16 protein-coding genes are annotated in these 17,197 nt (G+C 41.1%); 6 read left to right on the plus strand and 10 right to left on the minus strand.

Annotation, left to right across the window (positions count from 1 at the left end):
• Positions 1 to 9 precede the first annotated feature (9 nt).
• The 8 genes from ACSAZL_RS14715 to nifH (ACSAZL_RS14750) form a co-directional block, all read right to left on the minus strand.
• Positions 10 to 1,350 (minus strand): nitrogenase component 1, encoded by a 1,341-nt coding sequence (locus ACSAZL_RS14715; protein WP_440945376.1) that lies wholly within the window; start codon positions 1,348 to 1,350, stop codon positions 10 to 12.
• Positions 1,335 to 2,864, minus strand: coding sequence for a nitrogenase component 1 (locus tag ACSAZL_RS14720; protein ID WP_440945377.1), 1,530 nt, complete (start codon positions 2,862 to 2,864; stop codon positions 1,335 to 1,337). The genes ACSAZL_RS14715 and ACSAZL_RS14720 overlap by 16 nt, the downstream gene beginning before the upstream one ends.
• Before the next feature lie 162 nt (positions 2,865 to 3,026).
• Positions 3,027 to 4,412: a V-containing nitrogenase subunit beta gene (vnfK, locus tag ACSAZL_RS14725; protein ID WP_440945378.1), complete on the minus strand. Its 1,386-nt coding sequence runs from the start codon at positions 4,410 to 4,412 to the stop codon at positions 3,027 to 3,029.
• Between the two features lie 40 nt (positions 4,413 to 4,452).
• Complete coding sequence (gene vnfG / locus ACSAZL_RS14730; protein WP_440945379.1) at positions 4,453 to 4,791, minus strand: V-containing nitrogenase subunit delta; 339 nt, start codon at positions 4,789 to 4,791, stop codon at positions 4,453 to 4,455.
• Positions 4,788 to 6,230 (minus strand): nitrogenase vanadium-iron protein, alpha chain, encoded by a 1,443-nt coding sequence (gene vnfD, locus ACSAZL_RS14735; protein WP_440945380.1) that lies wholly within the window; start codon positions 6,228 to 6,230, stop codon positions 4,788 to 4,790. Before vnfD ends, vnfG begins: the two co-directional genes overlap by 4 nt.
• 19 nt (positions 6,231 to 6,249) lie before the next feature.
• Positions 6,250 to 6,621 (minus strand): P-II family nitrogen regulator, encoded by a 372-nt coding sequence (locus ACSAZL_RS14740; RefSeq protein ID WP_440945381.1) that lies wholly within the window; start codon positions 6,619 to 6,621, stop codon positions 6,250 to 6,252.
• Between the two features lie 46 nt (positions 6,622 to 6,667).
• Positions 6,668 to 6,985 carry a P-II family nitrogen regulator gene (locus ACSAZL_RS14745; protein WP_440945382.1) on the minus strand — a complete coding sequence of 106 codons (318 nt, stop codon included), beginning with the start codon at positions 6,983 to 6,985 and terminating at the stop codon, positions 6,668 to 6,670.
• Between the two features lie 19 nt (positions 6,986 to 7,004).
• On the minus strand, positions 7,005 to 7,832 hold the full coding sequence (gene nifH / locus ACSAZL_RS14750) for a nitrogenase iron protein (RefSeq protein WP_440945383.1): 828 nt from the start codon (positions 7,830 to 7,832) through the stop codon (positions 7,005 to 7,007).
• 1,818 nt (positions 7,833 to 9,650) lie between these two features.
• Between nifH (ACSAZL_RS14750) and ACSAZL_RS14755 the strand changes: the two genes are divergently transcribed.
• From ACSAZL_RS14755 to ACSAZL_RS14780, 6 genes are all read left to right on the plus strand, one after another.
• A complete protein-coding gene (locus ACSAZL_RS14755; protein ID WP_440948866.1) occupies positions 9,651 to 9,968 on the plus strand; it encodes a P-II family nitrogen regulator in 318 nt (105 codons plus the stop codon).
• Positions 9,969 to 9,981: 13 nt separating this feature from the next.
• The gene (locus ACSAZL_RS14760) at positions 9,982 to 10,362 is read left to right on the plus strand and encodes a P-II family nitrogen regulator (protein ID WP_440945384.1); all 381 of its coding nucleotides are present in this window, start codon (positions 9,982 to 9,984) and stop codon (positions 10,360 to 10,362) included.
• A gap of 33 nt (positions 10,363 to 10,395) precedes the next feature.
• Positions 10,396 to 11,958 carry a nitrogenase iron-iron protein, alpha chain gene (gene anfD, locus ACSAZL_RS14765; RefSeq protein ID WP_440945385.1) on the plus strand — a complete coding sequence of 521 codons (1,563 nt, stop codon included), beginning with the start codon at positions 10,396 to 10,398 and terminating at the stop codon, positions 11,956 to 11,958.
• Positions 11,959 to 11,980: 22 nt separating this feature from the next.
• A complete protein-coding gene (gene anfG, locus ACSAZL_RS14770) occupies positions 11,981 to 12,331 on the plus strand; it encodes a Fe-only nitrogenase subunit delta (RefSeq protein ID WP_440945386.1) in 351 nt (116 codons plus the stop codon).
• A gap of 15 nt (positions 12,332 to 12,346) precedes the next feature.
• Complete coding sequence (gene anfK, locus ACSAZL_RS14775; protein ID WP_440945387.1) at positions 12,347 to 13,735, plus strand: Fe-only nitrogenase subunit beta; 1,389 nt, start codon at positions 12,347 to 12,349, stop codon at positions 13,733 to 13,735.
• Positions 13,736 to 14,569: 834 nt separating this feature from the next.
• Positions 14,570 to 14,671 carry a hypothetical protein gene (locus ACSAZL_RS14780; RefSeq protein ID WP_440948867.1) on the plus strand — a complete coding sequence of 34 codons (102 nt, stop codon included), beginning with the start codon at positions 14,570 to 14,572 and terminating at the stop codon, positions 14,669 to 14,671.
• Positions 14,672 to 14,871: 200 nt separating this feature from the next.
• Here the strand turns inward: ACSAZL_RS14780 and ACSAZL_RS14785 are convergent, their stop codons facing one another.
• Together ACSAZL_RS14785 and nifH (ACSAZL_RS14790) are read right to left on the minus strand one after the other, a co-directional pair.
• Complete coding sequence (locus tag ACSAZL_RS14785) at positions 14,872 to 15,315, minus strand: pyridoxamine 5'-phosphate oxidase family protein (protein ID WP_440945388.1); 444 nt, start codon at positions 15,313 to 15,315, stop codon at positions 14,872 to 14,874.
• 401 nt (positions 15,316 to 15,716) lie between these two features.
• Entirely contained in the window at positions 15,717 to 16,544 is an 828-nt protein-coding gene (gene nifH, locus ACSAZL_RS14790; RefSeq protein ID WP_440945389.1) for a nitrogenase iron protein, read from the minus strand.
• Positions 16,545 to 17,197: the final 653 nt, after the last annotated feature.

Here is a 17,197-nt window from a genome sequence, read left to right on the forward strand (position 1 = left end):
TTCTCAGAATTACAGATATTCTTCCCAGTTAATCTGCTTCGAACGCAGCGCTCTTTCCCAATCGTTCGCAACATTTTCTAAAAAGTTCAGCATACCTTCATATCCGAAATATGATTTATTCAGATAATTCACTCTATTTGTCGGGTTGAAAACGTCAAATGCAAACTTTATCCCCAGTTCTTCAGCCATGTAATATTCCCAGGAGGAACCAAATACGGCATCAACATTACTGTCCGTTAAAGATTGCTTTACCTGATACCCGTCCGCTGAAAAAACAACCTTGGGAGAAATCCCCATAGCTTTAAGTTCATTTTCCAGCAACAACTGAGAGTCAGGCATAGAAGACCTGAAAAGCAACAGCTCCGGAATCATTTCCAGCTCTTCGAACAGCATCCTGATCAAGCCTATTCCCAGGGTTGCATCGGCTGAAACGGCTACTCTGCAGTTGCGGTACCGTTGAATCATCATCAGTCCCCTGCGTCTCAGCACGTCGATAGTTGTATCTTCTCCTTCTGTTATTATCGTCCCGACCTCTTCTTCAACGCCGAAATACTTGCCCAGCGCACGGAGCCATCCTGCGGTATTTTTCAGCCCGACAGGGAGAGGGATATCCGAAAGTATAAGAGGGATCCCATGAACCTCCTGCATTTTTAATCCGAATTCGTACCCTGCATCATGACTGAGAAGTATGTTTGCCGATGCCAGCCCCGCATTCTCCAGTTCCTCCAGCGAAGTTTCATGAGGCAGCACAGACAGCACTCGAATACCGATCTTTTCAAGGACTTCACGCATCCACTTCAAATCAGCCCACCATGTAGGATTCAGGTTTGCCTGAGGGGCTATTAAGTTCACAGTGTTTGGAATTTTTTCACTCTGCTTTTTGATGAAAGGGAATAAAGCCCTCAGCCCCAGGTCAATCCCGGCATAGCTGTCTCCTCGAAACCCTCCTGCCATCAGGGGGATAAGCCTCGCATTGATCCGCGGCTGGAGATTTCTGCATAAGCCCTCAAGGTCCTCACCGATAATATCAGCTGCACATGTGCCAATTACGAAGATCGCCCGGGTTTTAAATTTCGAATCAACTTCCCTGATCAATTCCTTCAGCTTATCCGAAGCGCCCATAACTATATCCGTTTCAAAAAGCCGGGTGCATGCAACCTTTCGCTTTGTAAAGTCAATTTCGTGGGTATCATAAGCCGCTGCAACCGTTGAAGAACAACCTTGAGGAGAATGTATGACAATGCTGATATCCTTAATACCGGCCAGTATGCCGGCAGCACCCTCAAGAGCACAACCGACCATCGGGTCCTTGCTGTGGCTGCAATTCTCGAATTTCAGCTCATCATACATTTGCCCCTCTCCTTCCCTGCATAGATTGTGCAATCCGGCAGCTCCTGAGCGAGCTTTGGGGTAAGCGACTGAGCCGAAGAGAGCCCTGATTTTTCAGGAAACACCATTCTTTTTGTTACCCAGCTGCGTGGTCTGAAGGAATACTCAAGAGCAGTGCAAATACATTTTGCCACCTTTAAGGCCCCCCTGTAACCGAATCTCGGACGGTTCAATATGGCGTTTAAGTCGACTACCGGAATATTCGGGAAGCTCATTGATGATCCGAAGTATACGGTTCTTTCCGGGCTCATATCTCCCAGATATTCAAGCAGCTCATTTTCAGTCTGGAGCATTGCCTCATATTTTCCGAAAGCAAGCGTACCCTTTGTTATCAGTATTTCAGGGTCAAGCCCGGTCTCCAGAAGGTAATCGATACTTGTTTCTCTTGCTTCCGTGCTCCAGGGATGGAAATTGTATATGACCACACGCATATCGAAATCACGTTCGAGCATATGAGCAATTGACAGAGCCTTTATCGCGTCATGCCCTTCAACAATTGCCAGCTTGCCGGCAAGATGTTTTTTCGCCTCTTCAAATTCGACACGTATTGCTTCATATTCTCTTTTGATCAGGGCTTCAGCCTCAGCTTCCATGTGTAAATGTTTAGCCGCTTCCCTCAGCCATCTTTCCGTTGCACTGATACCATAAGGAAGAATCGTCGAATTCAGAGGGGTATCAAATTGATCAAGCATTTCTCTTCCTATAGCATACCCCAGGTCCAGGCATAAAGTACAGTTTACAGCCACACCGGGAGCCCGCTGTATCTCCTCCAGCGAACAGTTGCCTGCTATGATGGCATTTATATTTGCACCCATGCCTTCAATTAATCGCCGCAATTCTTTAACATCAGTATCAATTTCCGTCCTCTCGGGACCCATCTTCCCCCCGACGATATTGACCGAACCGGCAAGCGCTGCTCTGTTCTCCGAATCAGGTTTATCCATAAGCCGAACTATTTGCCTGAAAACCAGGTCGAATCCGCTTCTGTACTCTCCCGCAAAGCCTTCGCAGTGAACGGCCATGATTTTGGCGTTAATTTTAGGCCGGACTCTATTCACTATCGCATCCACGTAGTCTCCTATTATTCCGGTAGCGCAGCTTGTCGCTACAAAAATTATGTCCGGCTTATACTTGCTGTCGACCTCCAGTATGGAGCCCCTCAGTTCCCTTTCGCCCCCGTACACAACAGCTTTCTCATCAATATTTGTGGTAATGACAGCTTCATAAGGCGAACCGCTGTTTCTGCAATTTGTTAGCTTATAGGTCTGCTTTACTCCGAATGCGCAGCCGCTGGGGCCGTGAGCGATCACGACAGCATTTTTAATCCCACTCAGTATTTTCATTGCAGTCCAGAATTTACAGGGTCGGGTATGGCTGCCCTGTAATTTCGTATCGATTTTCCCTTCTTTTGCCAGTTGATAAAGCTCGCTTAAATTTCCAAAAAACACTATACTTTCGTTAGCAATTCCAGCCATATTCTCCTCATTCCTTTCACACGATTGAGTACAACCAAAAAAAATAAAAATTGTTAAGAGTTTTTAGCTATAATTTAAGCCATTAAACAGGATACCCACGCAATTCCACTATAACAAATGCTGCTACCACCAGATAATTCTCCATTTTTTGCCTCCTTTCGGTTACCAGACGTTAATTATCCATTCTCTGTCATGCTTGCTTTCCATAGATGCAAAAAGCGTGTTTGCAATTGTTTCAGCCAGCCATTCGGCTCCTTTGTATCCGATTACCGGATACTTCCACAACCCTGCTCTGTCAAATGTCGGGAAGCCTACCCTGACCATAGGGATGTTATGGTCTATGGCAATGTATCTGCCTTTTGAATGCCCTAAAATCAAATCAACGTCTATTGTTTTGTTTTTGATACGGCTTTCCAGTTCCCACAAATCAGCGTTCCAGATGATCTGCATATCACAATTTGCCTTTTCCTCAAGTTCTTTGAGCCTCAGGTCTTTTTTATATGAAGAGTTGTCGTCGCCTAACAGCAAGAGTACCGGCTCAAGCTCACATTCCAGGCAAAACTGCGCAAGCCCGAATACAAGATCCGGATTGCCAAAGATGGCTACCTTTTTATTTGCAAAAAACATGTGAGCCAGATCTACAATCGAATCTATCGCTTTGCCGCGTTCGATAACCAGGGATTCGGGTATGGGTTTTTCGGTGAGTTCACTAATATTTTTAAGGAAGATATCGGTATTGTTTATGCCTATGGGAGTCGGCGTAATAATCGAAGGCACATCGAACTTCTCTTTTAAAAATGTTGCAGCATTTGCTCCTTCATATCGGCTTAATGCAATCGATCCGAGAGCGTTTGCAGAATCGGCTATATCCTCAATAGTCGTGTTTCCATATGCGAATGCCGATTTATCCGGCATAATAGGAGAATCAAAGGTCTCGGTATCCAGGAGTATGTTTCCATCAACCTGCATCTCAGATAGAATGTGTTTAATTTCGGAAACATCCCCCGGATTGACCCAGCCGGTGAATATGTTCAGCTTTTCGGAAGGGTCACCTTTTTTTGCAAGAGCTTTTATCATAGCACTAATTGCATTATCATATCCCGTCACCATGCTGCCGCTGTAACTTGGGGTGTGAATGGCAATGAGCTTTACATCTCTGTCAGGATGATTTTCCTTGATTTTCTGATTTACTTTCCGGATTATACCTTCAATATCATCCCCAATCGTTTCAGTTGAGCAGGTAGTTATTATAGGTATAATCCTCAGGTGAGGATACCTGGCAATAAGCGTTTCAACCGCTTCTTCAACCCTTACTGCACCTCCGAAAACGGCAGCACTTTCATGCAGGGAAGAGGAAGCAATATCAAAATTTTCTTTAAAGTGTTGAGCGAACAGCAATCTGACAAACATGCTGCAGCCCTGACCGCCGTGTACGAGCGGGATGCAATCTTTTACGCCAATTCCTGCATACTGGGCACCTGCCGGCTGACAGGTGTACATAGGGTTAATTATTCCTGTTCTTTCCTTCAACATCAATTCACATGACACACTTTAACCCCCTTTTGATTCAGCTGGTATTTTTATTTAGTTAGTAATTTGTCAAGTTCAGTTCGCAGTTCCGGGACTTTTTTACAGTAATATGGAGCAATCTTTTTTTGACGCCTTCAACTAACTCCAGTATTCCTGATTTGTCGAGTTCGGAGATCCAGGGCATTTTATTTTGTATATCTGCAGCCAGATTTTTTGCATCGGAATAAAATGCTTTATCTGCCGGAGTTACAAGATTTACTTTTTCTCCGTTGAGGATTTTGCCGGCCATTGTCATAATACCCTCAATGTTTTCCTCTCTGTCCCAGCTTCTTGAAAAGAACTGCCACAAACACTTTTCCTGGATGAGAGCCGTAACTTCCTCTATTTTTTCATTCATGACTCCTGCACCACACCAGAATCTTTTTCAGCTAAACTCCACATAGGGGGATCCACCACTCTGGGATCTTTTCCAGCTAAACCCCACATCGGGGAATATATCGCGTTATACATGTCTCTCGCCATGTTTACTGCTCCTTCAAAACCCATGTAAGGACCATTGTGATACGCATGTCCGTTAATGTATGGGATGTGCAGTTTTTTGACGAGGTCTCCAACCCTCGGACCGGTAAAAATCAGATCGGCATGGATATTATCGAGCACCTCGAAGAATTCAAGCTCGTTTCCATCATCAATATAGATAGTCCCTATCCTGCCTCTGGCAATAACTTTTTCAAAGTCCTCCTGATGCCCAAATTTAGATGACATGGCAACAACTTCCATACCCAGATCATCTTCAAGAGCCTTTGTCCAGTGCCAGAGCCTTGGCCCTCCGGTCCAGATACATATCTGCTTTCCTTTGAGCCGTTCCTTATACCAGTCAAGCTTTCCTTCGTATTTTGCAACTTCTTCTGCAATTACCTCTTCAGCCTTATCTTCCAGTCCAAAGAAAGCCCCGATCTTTCTCAAGGCTACTTTAATGTATTCAAAACCCCAGGTATCGACATCCATTCTAGGGATATCATATTTTTTCTTGAGCTCGTTAGCTATATATCCGGCAGAACGAGCACAGTTGACAACATTCAGCTTTGCTCTATGCATGCAGCGCAGTTGATCATAGGTTACATTCCCGGTGAAGTGTGCGATAACCTGTATACCCATTTTGTCAAGATATTTTTGCAGGACGTAAGTATCTCCCTGAATATTGTAGTCGCCAATAACATTAATCGTGTATTCGCTTGTGATTTCAGGCTCAAGCGTGCCTACTTTATCCCTCATCCAGCCAATATTTAGCTCATGATGTCCTTTCGACTGGCTGACCCCGGCAAAGCCCGGACACTCGACAACGAATATATCGACATCTCCAAGCTCTTCCTGAACTTCGCGGCATACAGCTTTGGGATCATCCCCGATGAGGGCGGTTGTGCAGGTTGTATAGACAAACATTCTCTTAATTTCCGGAAATTCCTGGAAAGCTTCCTTTATTGCTGTTTTCAGCTGCTTTTCAGCGCCGAACACAATATGCTTTTCTTTCGTATCCGAAGACCAGATATATTTTAATTGAAAGTTGTCATTGTCACTGGGATACCGCTTCGTGTGCCATGTATCATATGCACACCCTACCGGCCCGTGTATCATTTGAATGCAGTCTTTAATTACTCCACCAATAACGAGTTTAGCTCCGCAATAGCTGCAACCCCTTTCCGACAACGATCCTGCTATCGTATCAATATTTGACAATGGGAGAAAATCAGTTGTGTCTTCCCCTTCTTCCTTGATGTAAACATGGTTTTTGCGCTCAGGTATGCATTCATCGCAACAGAATAGTTTTAACGGCATCTTATACTCCCTTATCTGTTTATTTCAAAGATAGTTCTCCTTTTTCGCCAGTCCTGATCCTGATGACATCATCAATCGGCTCAACGAAAATCCTTCCATCCCCTATCTGGGCAGTTTGGTTGACTTCGATAATGGTTTTTACCACCAGATCCACATCTTCGTCATTTACGACTATGCTCAGAAGCCTTTTGGGTATGTATTTCATACCTGTACTGTACCTTTTTGCAAGCAGCTTTGGCTGTATGTAAAAGTTAAGTTCCCCAGAGATGCCTCTTTGCTTGCCTTTCCCTAATACCGGAATTGCTGTCATAGCAGGAAAGCCGATTTTATCCAGTGCATCTTTTGTTGTAGACATTTTATTGGGTCTGACAATTGCAGTAACTTCTTTCATATGGAAACCTCCCGGTTTTCAAAATTTCCTGCTTTTAGAATTATTTTCATAATCCTTTTGCACCCGAGCTAATCGTGTATGCATCGTCAATCGGGCTCACGAAGATTTTTCCATCTCCCATGTTGCCTGTATATGCTTTACCTGAAATGATTTTTATTACTTCGTCAACCGCTTCATCTTCCACAGCCATCATAATCATGGATTTTGAGAGTTCGTCGTAGTGCATATCTCCGACAGTAATCCCTTTTTGTTTTCCTCTACCGAAAACGTTTATTTTTGTAAGAGAATAATATCCAGCTTCTGCAAGTCCATCGGTTACTTCTTCCGTCCACTCAGGCCTTAATATAGCACGAATCATCTTCATTTGTCAACCCACCTCCATGTTAATCCATAAGACCATATCTTGCCACCATTTTTTCCAGTTGATCCATACTTAACGGTTTAGGGATCACAAACATTTCATTCTCAAGAATTTTTTTGGCGAGTTTTCCGTATTCTTTTGCCTGGTTGCATTCCGGGTCGAACTCCACAACTGTCTTTTTATTAAACTCCGCCTTTTGAACAATGTTGTCGCGTGGCACAAAGTGTATCAGCTGTGTTCCTAGCGCGGAAACAAACTCCTCCATCATTTCCAGCTCATTATCGACCTTACGGCTGTTGCAGATGATTCCTCCCAGTCTCACTCCGCTCTGTTCGGCATACTTCAGTAGACCCTTACAGATATTATTTGCTGCATAAGTCGCCATCATCTCCCCCGAAGCGACTATGTACACCTCCTGAGCTTTTCCTTCCCTGATTGGCATTGCAAATCCACCGCAGACAACGTCTCCCAGCACGTCAAAGTGAACAAAATCCAGGTCATCGGAATAGGCTCCCAGTTCCTCCATAAGATTAATCGCAGTGATAACACCCCTGCCAGCACAACCGACGCCTGGCTCCGGACCTCCGGATTCAACACATCTGATTCCTTTGAAACCGGTGTTAATTACGTTTTCAGTTGTTACGGCTTCTTCTCCCAGTTCCCTGAGCGTATCCATTATTGTGGTCTGAGGCACACCCCCGAGTACCAAACGAGTACAGTCTGCTTTGGGATCACAACCGTGGATGAAAACATTTTTGCCATGATAATATGACATAGCTGCAGCAGTATTTTGTTGAGTGGTGGACTTTCCGATACCACCTTTCCCGTAAAAAGCAATTTTTCTGGTCATTTTTACTCTTCCAACACTTTTTAAAAAACATCATCTAAAAAATCACAATTCATTTCCTTGAGTAACATACTCTGAATAATCAATCAATTTTCTAACCAAAGTAACAAGATTTCCCCTAAATGCCTACTCCATTTTCTGCCTCCGTTAATAGTTTAATCTGTATTATGTTTATTCAAACATAACAATGCTATATAATATAGGAAAACAGTAACCTATTTCCTATACGAAACTATAAATAACTATCTATTGCTAGTACTAGAGAAAGAGACAGAAATAAAAATTTGCGATATGTATAGTTAGAAAAACGATTACTAAAAAAAGATATCAGTATCCATTTATGTATAATTTATCGATAATTGTTTTATGCCTAAAGAAAGAGTTTGAATTATGTTTGTGCATAATATAGAAATTACAAGATAATGGTCAAATTATCGATTACATAAGGCATCATTGAATAATAAGGAAAACATAGTACCATATGCTTTTTACACAAACACTTAACTTCCAAATCGTGAGTGTGCATAGCTTTCAGTACAAAAAAGTGTGATATTGCATATTGTTATGTTTAAGTAAACATAACTCTTTTATTTCAATAAATTTTGGTTTTTTATCTCGTGAAACTAATCACCTTACCATGTTATGTTCAACTGAACATAACTACCTAACATGAAAAACGAGTGCATCTTAAGTTTTTCACGTAAAAAAGATTAACTAAGTACTTATTTAAGAAAATTAGTTAGTATATTAAGAGGAGACATGTAAATTCAAAAACTTAGTCCATAACACATCATGCCAGCAGAAATGAAAGGCAGATAAGTTATACGGCATTTGTGAGGTATGGAAATTCAAAGAAGCAGGGTTTAACGGGTCTTCTTCCAGCATCTAGCCACAGTATGCGATGAAGCATCTATGCCTAATTACGACAATTCAATGTATTATCTCACCCTCCGCATCAAAATTTCACAGTTTCATAATTAATTTTGGTCAATTTTTTGATTAATGTGAACCTGATTAAACTCCTGTGCAGGAATTAAAGGCAGGTACATGTGTATCTAGCGACTAAAAAACAATAGCATTCGATTATCAACTATTTTACTATGATTTTAGGATATATCGATTTATTTCAAAAACGATATCGTGAGAACTAATTATTTCAATAGAAATAATACAGAATCTTGGATTTATATAGGCAGCAAATGGTGCCCAATTGAAATATAACAATTCTATTCATGGATAAAAATCGATTCTGAGTACGATATCTTAAACAAAAAGTGTTTAAGTATTACTCATATTTAGAAAGTGACTGAAGTTGTCCGCTCAAAATAGCGAAGCAGCCAATTGATGTTATTAAAAAGTACATTTTTTTATTATGAAACTTTTTGAAGTAATAGAGACTCCCCCGATAACGATCCAAATGCATATTTGGAATGGTTTTGAAGAATTCTGGCTATTTCCGACTCTGAACTTTCCATCCATGGGCATCATTTGTTATGTTTACTTTTACATAACAATAATTTGTTCCAGAGGGTTTTTGTCGACAAAGAGTGACTAAATTTCTTTTGTTAATAGAAAATTATATATAATATTACATAGGAAATAGGTAACTGTTTTCCTTTGATATAAAGATTTGTTATGTTTGATGAAACATAACTCTATTAATAGCTACAAAGGAGGTTATGAAAAATAAAGAGAAGTTAAGTACATTGGATGTTGCAGCGCAAAATTCCATTCCGCATACATGCTTCATTGCCTGCATACAAGGCTTTGCCGTCGGATGAAGTTCCATATTGGAAGTTTAGTGGAAAAAGGAGGATTAATGTGAAAATGATCAAAGCTATAATACGCCCCGAAGCCACTGATGATGTTATCGAAGGGCTTGAAGGGGCTGGTTTTTTCTCACTGACAAAAATAGATGTATTTGGTCGTGGGAAACAAAAAGGGATTACAGTAGGAACAATACATTATGATGAACTTCCTAAAACAGTAATAATGCTAGTCGTTGAAGATAAGTCTGTTGAAGAAGTTGCTAAACTTATTAAATACAAAGCGTACACAGGCAATTATGGGGATGGTAAAATTTTTGTAACTCCTGTTGACGACGCGTACACGATACGCACCGGAGTTTCAGGGCTTTGAAAGGGGTGCCGTTTTGAAAGAAATAATTGCGATAATTCGTCCAAAAAAAGTTGAACCTACAAAGGAAGCTCTTGTGGAACTCGGAATTCCAAGTGTAACTGTAGTCTCAGTGTTTGGACGAGGAAAGCAACGAGGTATTGCAGAAGAGCTCAACATTGATATTCGTCCCGGTCTTTTGGATCAGGGCTTGTTGGCTGGAATGAAATATATGGAATTTATTCCCAAACGTCTTCTGTACTTAATCATTCGTGATGAAGATATCGATACTGTTGTTGATGCAATCATTAAAGTCAATCAAACCGCTCAGATTGGCGACGGGAGAATTTTCATCTGTCCTGTTGATGATGCCATTAGAGTGAGGACAGACGAACAGGGAGATAGTGCCCTTCTATAAAAATAAGGAGAAAAAATAAGGAGAAACAAACCGATGCCATATCATACTTTTGAATGTAGCGAATGTATTCCCGAAAGGGCGATGCATGCTGTTATAAAAGGTCCAGGTGAAGATTTGACGTCCTGTCTTCCCCTTGGATACCTTAACACTATTCCCGGAACGATTTCAGAAAGAGGATGCGCTTTCTGTGGGGCAAAACATGTTATAGGCACACCCATGAAGGACGTCATTCATATGAGCCATGGTCCAGTTGGATGCACCTACGATACCTGGCATACTAAGCGTTACATCAGCGATAACGACAATTTTCAGCTTAAATATACCTTTGCAACTGATATGAAGGAAAAACACGTCGTATTCGGCGCTGAAAAAATGCTTAAACAGAATATTATTGATTGTTTCAAGGCTTTTCCCCACATTAAAAGAATGACCATCTACCAAACTTGCGCTTCGGCACTTATTGGAGATGATATCGCTGCAGTTGCTAAAAAAGTGATGGCCGAAATGCCAGATGTAGACATTTTTGTCTGTAATGCTCCAGGTTTTGGAGGACCCAGCCAATCTGGAGGACATCACAAAATCAATATTGCCTGGATAGATCAAAAAGTTGGAACATATGAACCTGAAATAAAAAGTAAATATGTTATCAATTACGTTGGTGACTATAATATCCAGGGTGATGCGGAAATTATGTTAGATTTTTTCCAGAGAATGGGAATTCAGGTTCTCTCCACCTTTACTGGGAATTGTACCTACGATGACCTGAGAGGTATGCATCGTGCTCACCTCAATGTGCTTGAATGTGCGCGTTCTTCCGAATATATCTGTAATGAACTCAGAAAAAGATATGGAATTCCACGTCTTGACATTGATGGTTTTGGTTTCGAACCGCTCTCAGCATCATTAATGAAAGTAGCCATGTTTTTCGGACTTGAAAAAGAAGCACAGGCTATAATAGATGAAGAAACCGCTAGATGGAGACCGGAACTCAACTGGTATGCCAAACGTCTGAAAGGAAAAAAGATCTGTCTCTGGCCTGGTGGTTCTAAGCTCTGGCATTGGGCACATGTAATTGAAGAGGAAATGGGAGTTAAGGTTGTCTCAGTGTATTCAAAATTCGGCCATCAGGGAGACTTTGAAAAAGGTGTTGCTCGGTGCAGTGAAGGAGCACTTGCAATTGACGATCCCAATGAACTTGAAGGGCTGGAAGCTATGGAGATGTTACAACCCGATTGTGTCCTTACAGGTGTCCGTCCGGGAGAGGTCTCCAAAAAGATGAGAATCCCGTATCTCAATATTCACGGATATCACAATGGCCCATATAAAGGGTATGAAGGATGGGTCAGGCTTGCCAGGGATCTTTACAATGCAATATATTCGCCAATTCACCAGCTTTCTGGCATGGACATAAGTAAGGATGAGATTCCCACTGATAAAGGATTCTTGACCAGACAAATGATTTCCGATGTAAATATTGTTGATGACGGAACAACTCCATCTGAGGAGAGACCGTATACCGGCGACTGGGATATTGTTACAAGATTGCGTGGAAAAACGTATCCAAAGCTTGAATCACAACAGCTTGGTACGGCATAATAGAAAGAAGGTGAGGTCATAAATGGACGACGTTATGAAAGATAGAATAGAGCAGCTTGTAGATTTTATTATGAAATGGTGCCTGTGGCAGTTTCATTCACGTTCCTGGGACAGAGAGAGACAAAATGAAGAGATCCTTACAAAAACCATGCAATTACTGTGCGACGAACCTGTTGATCTCAGCACGCCTTCAGATAGATGCTATTGGGTAGATGCTGTGTATCTGGCTAATGGTTTCAAAAAGACGTACCCCTGGCTGGGCACGATGGAAAAAGAAGATATCAAGCTGCTTATGCAGGGACTAAAAGACCGTATCGACTACTTAACTATTAACGGGTCACTTAATCAAGAACTCACTAACCCGCTCTATTGAGGAAAAGGAAATATTATGTCTTGTGAACTAAAAGAACGAGAACGTCCGGGAATTATCAACCCTATATTCACATGCCAGCCTTGCGGAGCACAGTATGCCAGTATAGGAATAAAGGACTGTATCGCAATCGTTCATGGAGGGCAGGGATGCGTAATGTTCGTCCGTATGCTATTCGCACAGCATTTCAAGGATAGTTTCGAGATCGCATCCTCATCTCTACATGAGGACGGTGCAGTATTCGGAGCTCTCAATAGAGTTGAAGAGGCTGTAGATGTGCTCTTGACGAGGTACCCACGTGTGAAGGTTGTACCAATCATCACGACATGCTCGACTGAAGTTATTGGAGATGATATTGACGGTCTTATTCGGAAACTAAACAAAAAGCTTCTGAAAGAGAAATATGCAGATCGGGAGGTACACCTTATTCCTATCCATACTCCAAGTTTTAAAGGAAGTATGGTAACTGGCTATGATGTGGCGGTCCATGACATAGTAAAGGAATTTGCCAAAAAAGATAAAACTAATGGAAAAATCAATCTGATCACCGGATGGGTCAATCCTGGAGATGTTACTGCACTTAAGCATCTTTTGTCAGCAATGGACATCGATGCAACAGTCCTTTTCGAAATCGAAAGCTTTGATTCTCCTTTGATGCCGGATAAAAGTGGAGTTGCCCATGGCAGTACAACGATAGAAGATCTGACCGGAACTGCAAATGCAATAGGAACAATTGCACTGAACAGATATGAAGGTGCAAAAGCCGCCAAATATCTTGAAAGCGAATTTGATGTTCCTGCAATCATAGGACCAACTCCGATCGGAATCCGTAATACGGATACTTTCCTGCAAAATTTGAAGAAAATGACAGGAAAACCAATTCCAGAATCACTTGTTCGCGAAAGAGGAATTGCAATCGATGCAATTACTGACCTTACTCACATGTTTTTCGCAGACAAGAAGGTTGCTATATACGGAAATCCAGACCTTGTCATTGGTCTTGCCGAATTCTGCCTCGATATGGAGATGAAACCTATGGTTCTTCTTCTTGGAGATGACAACAAAACTTACCCGGATGATCCACGCATCAAAGAATTGCAGGAAAAAGTCGATTTCGATATGGAAATTATTATGAATGCAGATATGTGGGAACTTGAAAGGAGGATCAAGGATAAGGAAGTTGAACTTGATTTGATTATGGGGCATTCCAAGGGTCGATGGACTGCTATCGACAACAACATCCCTATGGTACGTGTGGGTTTTCCCACTTTTGATCGTGCAGGGATGTACCGCCATCCAGTTGTTGGATATGAAGGCGCTATATGGCTTGCTGAACAGATGGCAAACACGCTCTTCGCCGATATGGAATATAAGAAAGACAGGGAATGGATACTGAATGTATGGTAAGTATTCGTTGAATAAAACCTTTGAACTCTCAAGCATGTGAGAGTCACTTGAGATTTTTTTGGGGTCTGCCAGTTCACAGTGTTACTGATTTCTGGTAGGATCAATTAACAGTAGACATAAACTCAAATGTGATGATGCATCCGATTGCAAAAGATAATCTTTCGCTCTCTTGCTCCTTTGCGAAACAAAAAATGCAGGGGTGCATCTACACTGCTTTTATAGCTGTCTGTTTTTTTGCTACGTTGCTTAAATGTGGAATTGTTGAAATTAACATCACTTTACATAAGAAATTAATCCCTTTGAAATTATGTGAGGGGCAGATAGTTTCGAAGGCAAACAACTGTTTTAATTCTCTAAATATATTATAATTTTCAATCTGAAGGAAGGAAATGGCTCGAAAATTACGGCTGTGGAAGCCGACAACCAAAAAACGAGTCCACTATTTGAATCTGGTTTTATTGCAGTATAATGAGAAGGCAAGGGAGAATGTAAAGTTCCCCGAGCCATTTTGAAAACAAAGTTTATAATGCGAAGGTATTTCTGCTGTACAGCTAGCTGTGGAGGATACCATAAAGAAACCTGATTTGTAAGAATGATAGTTGCAAGTTCCATGAAATGACTTTCTGAATTATTAAAAAGCAGCAAACTTTAGCACATTCCTTGTAGAAAATTGAGTGCTGGATATTCTTGATTCAATCAGAAAAGAGATGCTTGAGATCGTTGAAATGAGGCAGGAAGTACCCCCTAAATTTGATACATGTAATTTTTGAAACCTGGTGGGATAAAGGAGATTTTTCCCTTAACTTGGAGGAAATCCCGTTAAATAAGCCTGATTTGAGTTCCATGAAAATTTTCATTCCCTATTTAATAGATAAGGGGTTTCACAATCCGGATATAATTTTCAGTCATATTTCAAAATGGTTTGATAAGAATTAGCAGTTTTGAAGTTTAAATATGAAATTGTGAATGGATGGCCGAATAAGATGACCATCCGAATAATAAATACGCAGTCTCTGTGAATTCCAGCAAACCTATAATATATTTCACTGTCAGACTATTGCTGAGGCTAGTACCGTAAAAAGGCGTTTTGAGAACATTTTTCAAAGCGTCTTCAATCCATATAACCTGGTAAATGATCACTTCATTTCCAAGTTAAATAGTTTGTTGGATTCTACAAAGTTTTCTTTGGCTGTCATCCACTGTGGAGTTATTCGATAAACAGAAACAGGATTTTCGTCAAGTGATGACCGATACTTCTCAACAAAAGTACCGGTTAAAGGGTTGCTGTAATACCCTGGCATATATTTATTAACCAGCTTCCAGAGGGCTTCAGCAGCTTCTTCCGGGTCACTCACCTTTTCAGCCTTTCCGAAAATCATTACGCTCATGTATGCAGTATCAGCATGGCAGGGAACCGGGTCGGTCACTGTACCATGCTCCTTATATATCGTGAAACAAACAGGCTGACTCCGGGAAAGAATCTCTTCCTTTTTGCCTGATCCCATTCCATGTAAATAAACAGAACCTTTGTGCCATACATAGTTCATCGGGACAGCATAAGGGAAAATACCGTTTACCATCCCCAGTACACCGGTTCTTTCCTGCAAAAGAAATGATTCTATTTTCTCCTTATCTGTACAGTTTCTTTGAGTATAACGAACCTGATCCATTAAAGAACACCCTATGCATATTTGTTCTAGTTGAGTAAGAAAGATATTAGCGACTTAGTCCTACTGGCATATTAAAGGCAAATAAGCAATTTTCCGGTATATCCAGCGAATAAAAGATTTTTTGGAAAATATTTATTAAGGAATAATGACTTCTGTCAGGTATTTTTCCAACTTCTACTTTCTATAAGAAGTTTTTAAAGTGATAATACCCGGCTTCTGCCAGTAGTCAGTTATTTTATTCTCTCGGCCAGACAATATATGGAGTAACTATTTATATGGAGTAACTATTTTTTCGACCTTCCCTGGAAAAATTAATCCATAAGACCATATCTTGCCACCATTTTTTCCAGTTGATCCATGGTTAATGGCTTAGGAATAACGAACATTTCATTCTCAAGAATTTTTTTGGCGAGTTTTCCGTATTCTTTTGCCTGGTTGCATTCCGGGTCGAACTCCACAACTGTCTTTTTATTAAACTCCGCCTTTTGAACAATGTTATCGCGTGGCACAAAGTGTATCAGCTGTGTTCCTAGCGCGGAAACAAACTCCTCCATCATTTCCAGCTCATTATCGACCTTACGGCTGTTGCAGATTATTCCTCCCAGTCTCACTCCGCTCTGTTCGGCATACTTCAGTAGACCCTTACAGATATTATTTGCTGCATAAGTCGCCATCATCTCTCCCGAAGCGACTATGTATACCTCCTGGGCTTTTCCTTCCCTGATTGGCATTGCAAATCCGCCGCAGACAACGTCCCCCAGCACGTCAAAGTGAACAAAATCCAGGTCATCGGAATAGGCTCCCAGTTCCTCCATAAGATTAATCGCAGTGATAACACCCCTGCCAGCACAACCGACGCCTGGCTCCGGACCTCCGGATTCAACACATCTGATTCCTTTGAAACCGGTGTTAATTACGTTTTCAGTTGTTACGGCTTCTTCTCCCAGTTCCCTGAGCGTATCCATTATTGTGGTCTGAGGCACACCCCCGAGTGCCAGACGAGTACAGTCTGCTTTGGGATCGCACCCGTGGATGAAAACATTTTTGCCATGATAATATGCCATAGCCGCTGCAGTATTTTGTTGAGTGGTGGATTTTCCGATACCACCCTTCCCGTAAAAAGCGATTTTTCTTGTCAATTACAACCCTCCAATATTTATTTACAAATCAAATCTCAAAACTCATAACCTACTTCCTTGAACATCGTATTCGGAACAACTGATCGCCATATCCGACAGAATGAAAATACTTTTTCTGTATACCTACTCCAGTCATACACCTCCCACATACAGATCACAAAGTGTTATGTTTAATCAAACATAACTAAGCTTTATATTGCGGAATACAGTTTCCTATTTCCTATTTAATAATATAAATAGATATCTGTTGACAAATAAGAAACACCCACAAATTAGAAAGAGAAAATGACTGGGAGGTAAAAAGTAAGCCAGGGAGGAATAAACAGCATCAATAGACGTTGCCACTGAAAAAATAATACTGCAAAATTTGAATTCAAGGTAGAAATGCAGATATGTTTATATAAACATAACGAATTCTCTGAAGAGAAAAAATAACATATTTGAGAAGCCAGAGGAGTTATGAGACCGATGATACCGTTATGTTTAAGTACATAACGCTCAAACCCACAAATCGCGAACATGCAGCTGTTTAGGTCAAAAAAACATATCAAACAGTACATCACCATGTTTAAGAAAACAGAACTTTCCTCCCCAAAAAGTGTAATATTTTTACTCATATCCGAGCATATGCACATGGTTATGTATAGGCACAC

It is taken from the genome of Methanosarcina mangrovi (genome assembly GCF_052057765.1).
GTDB lineage: Archaea > Halobacteriota > Methanosarcinia > Methanosarcinales > Methanosarcinaceae > Methanosarcina.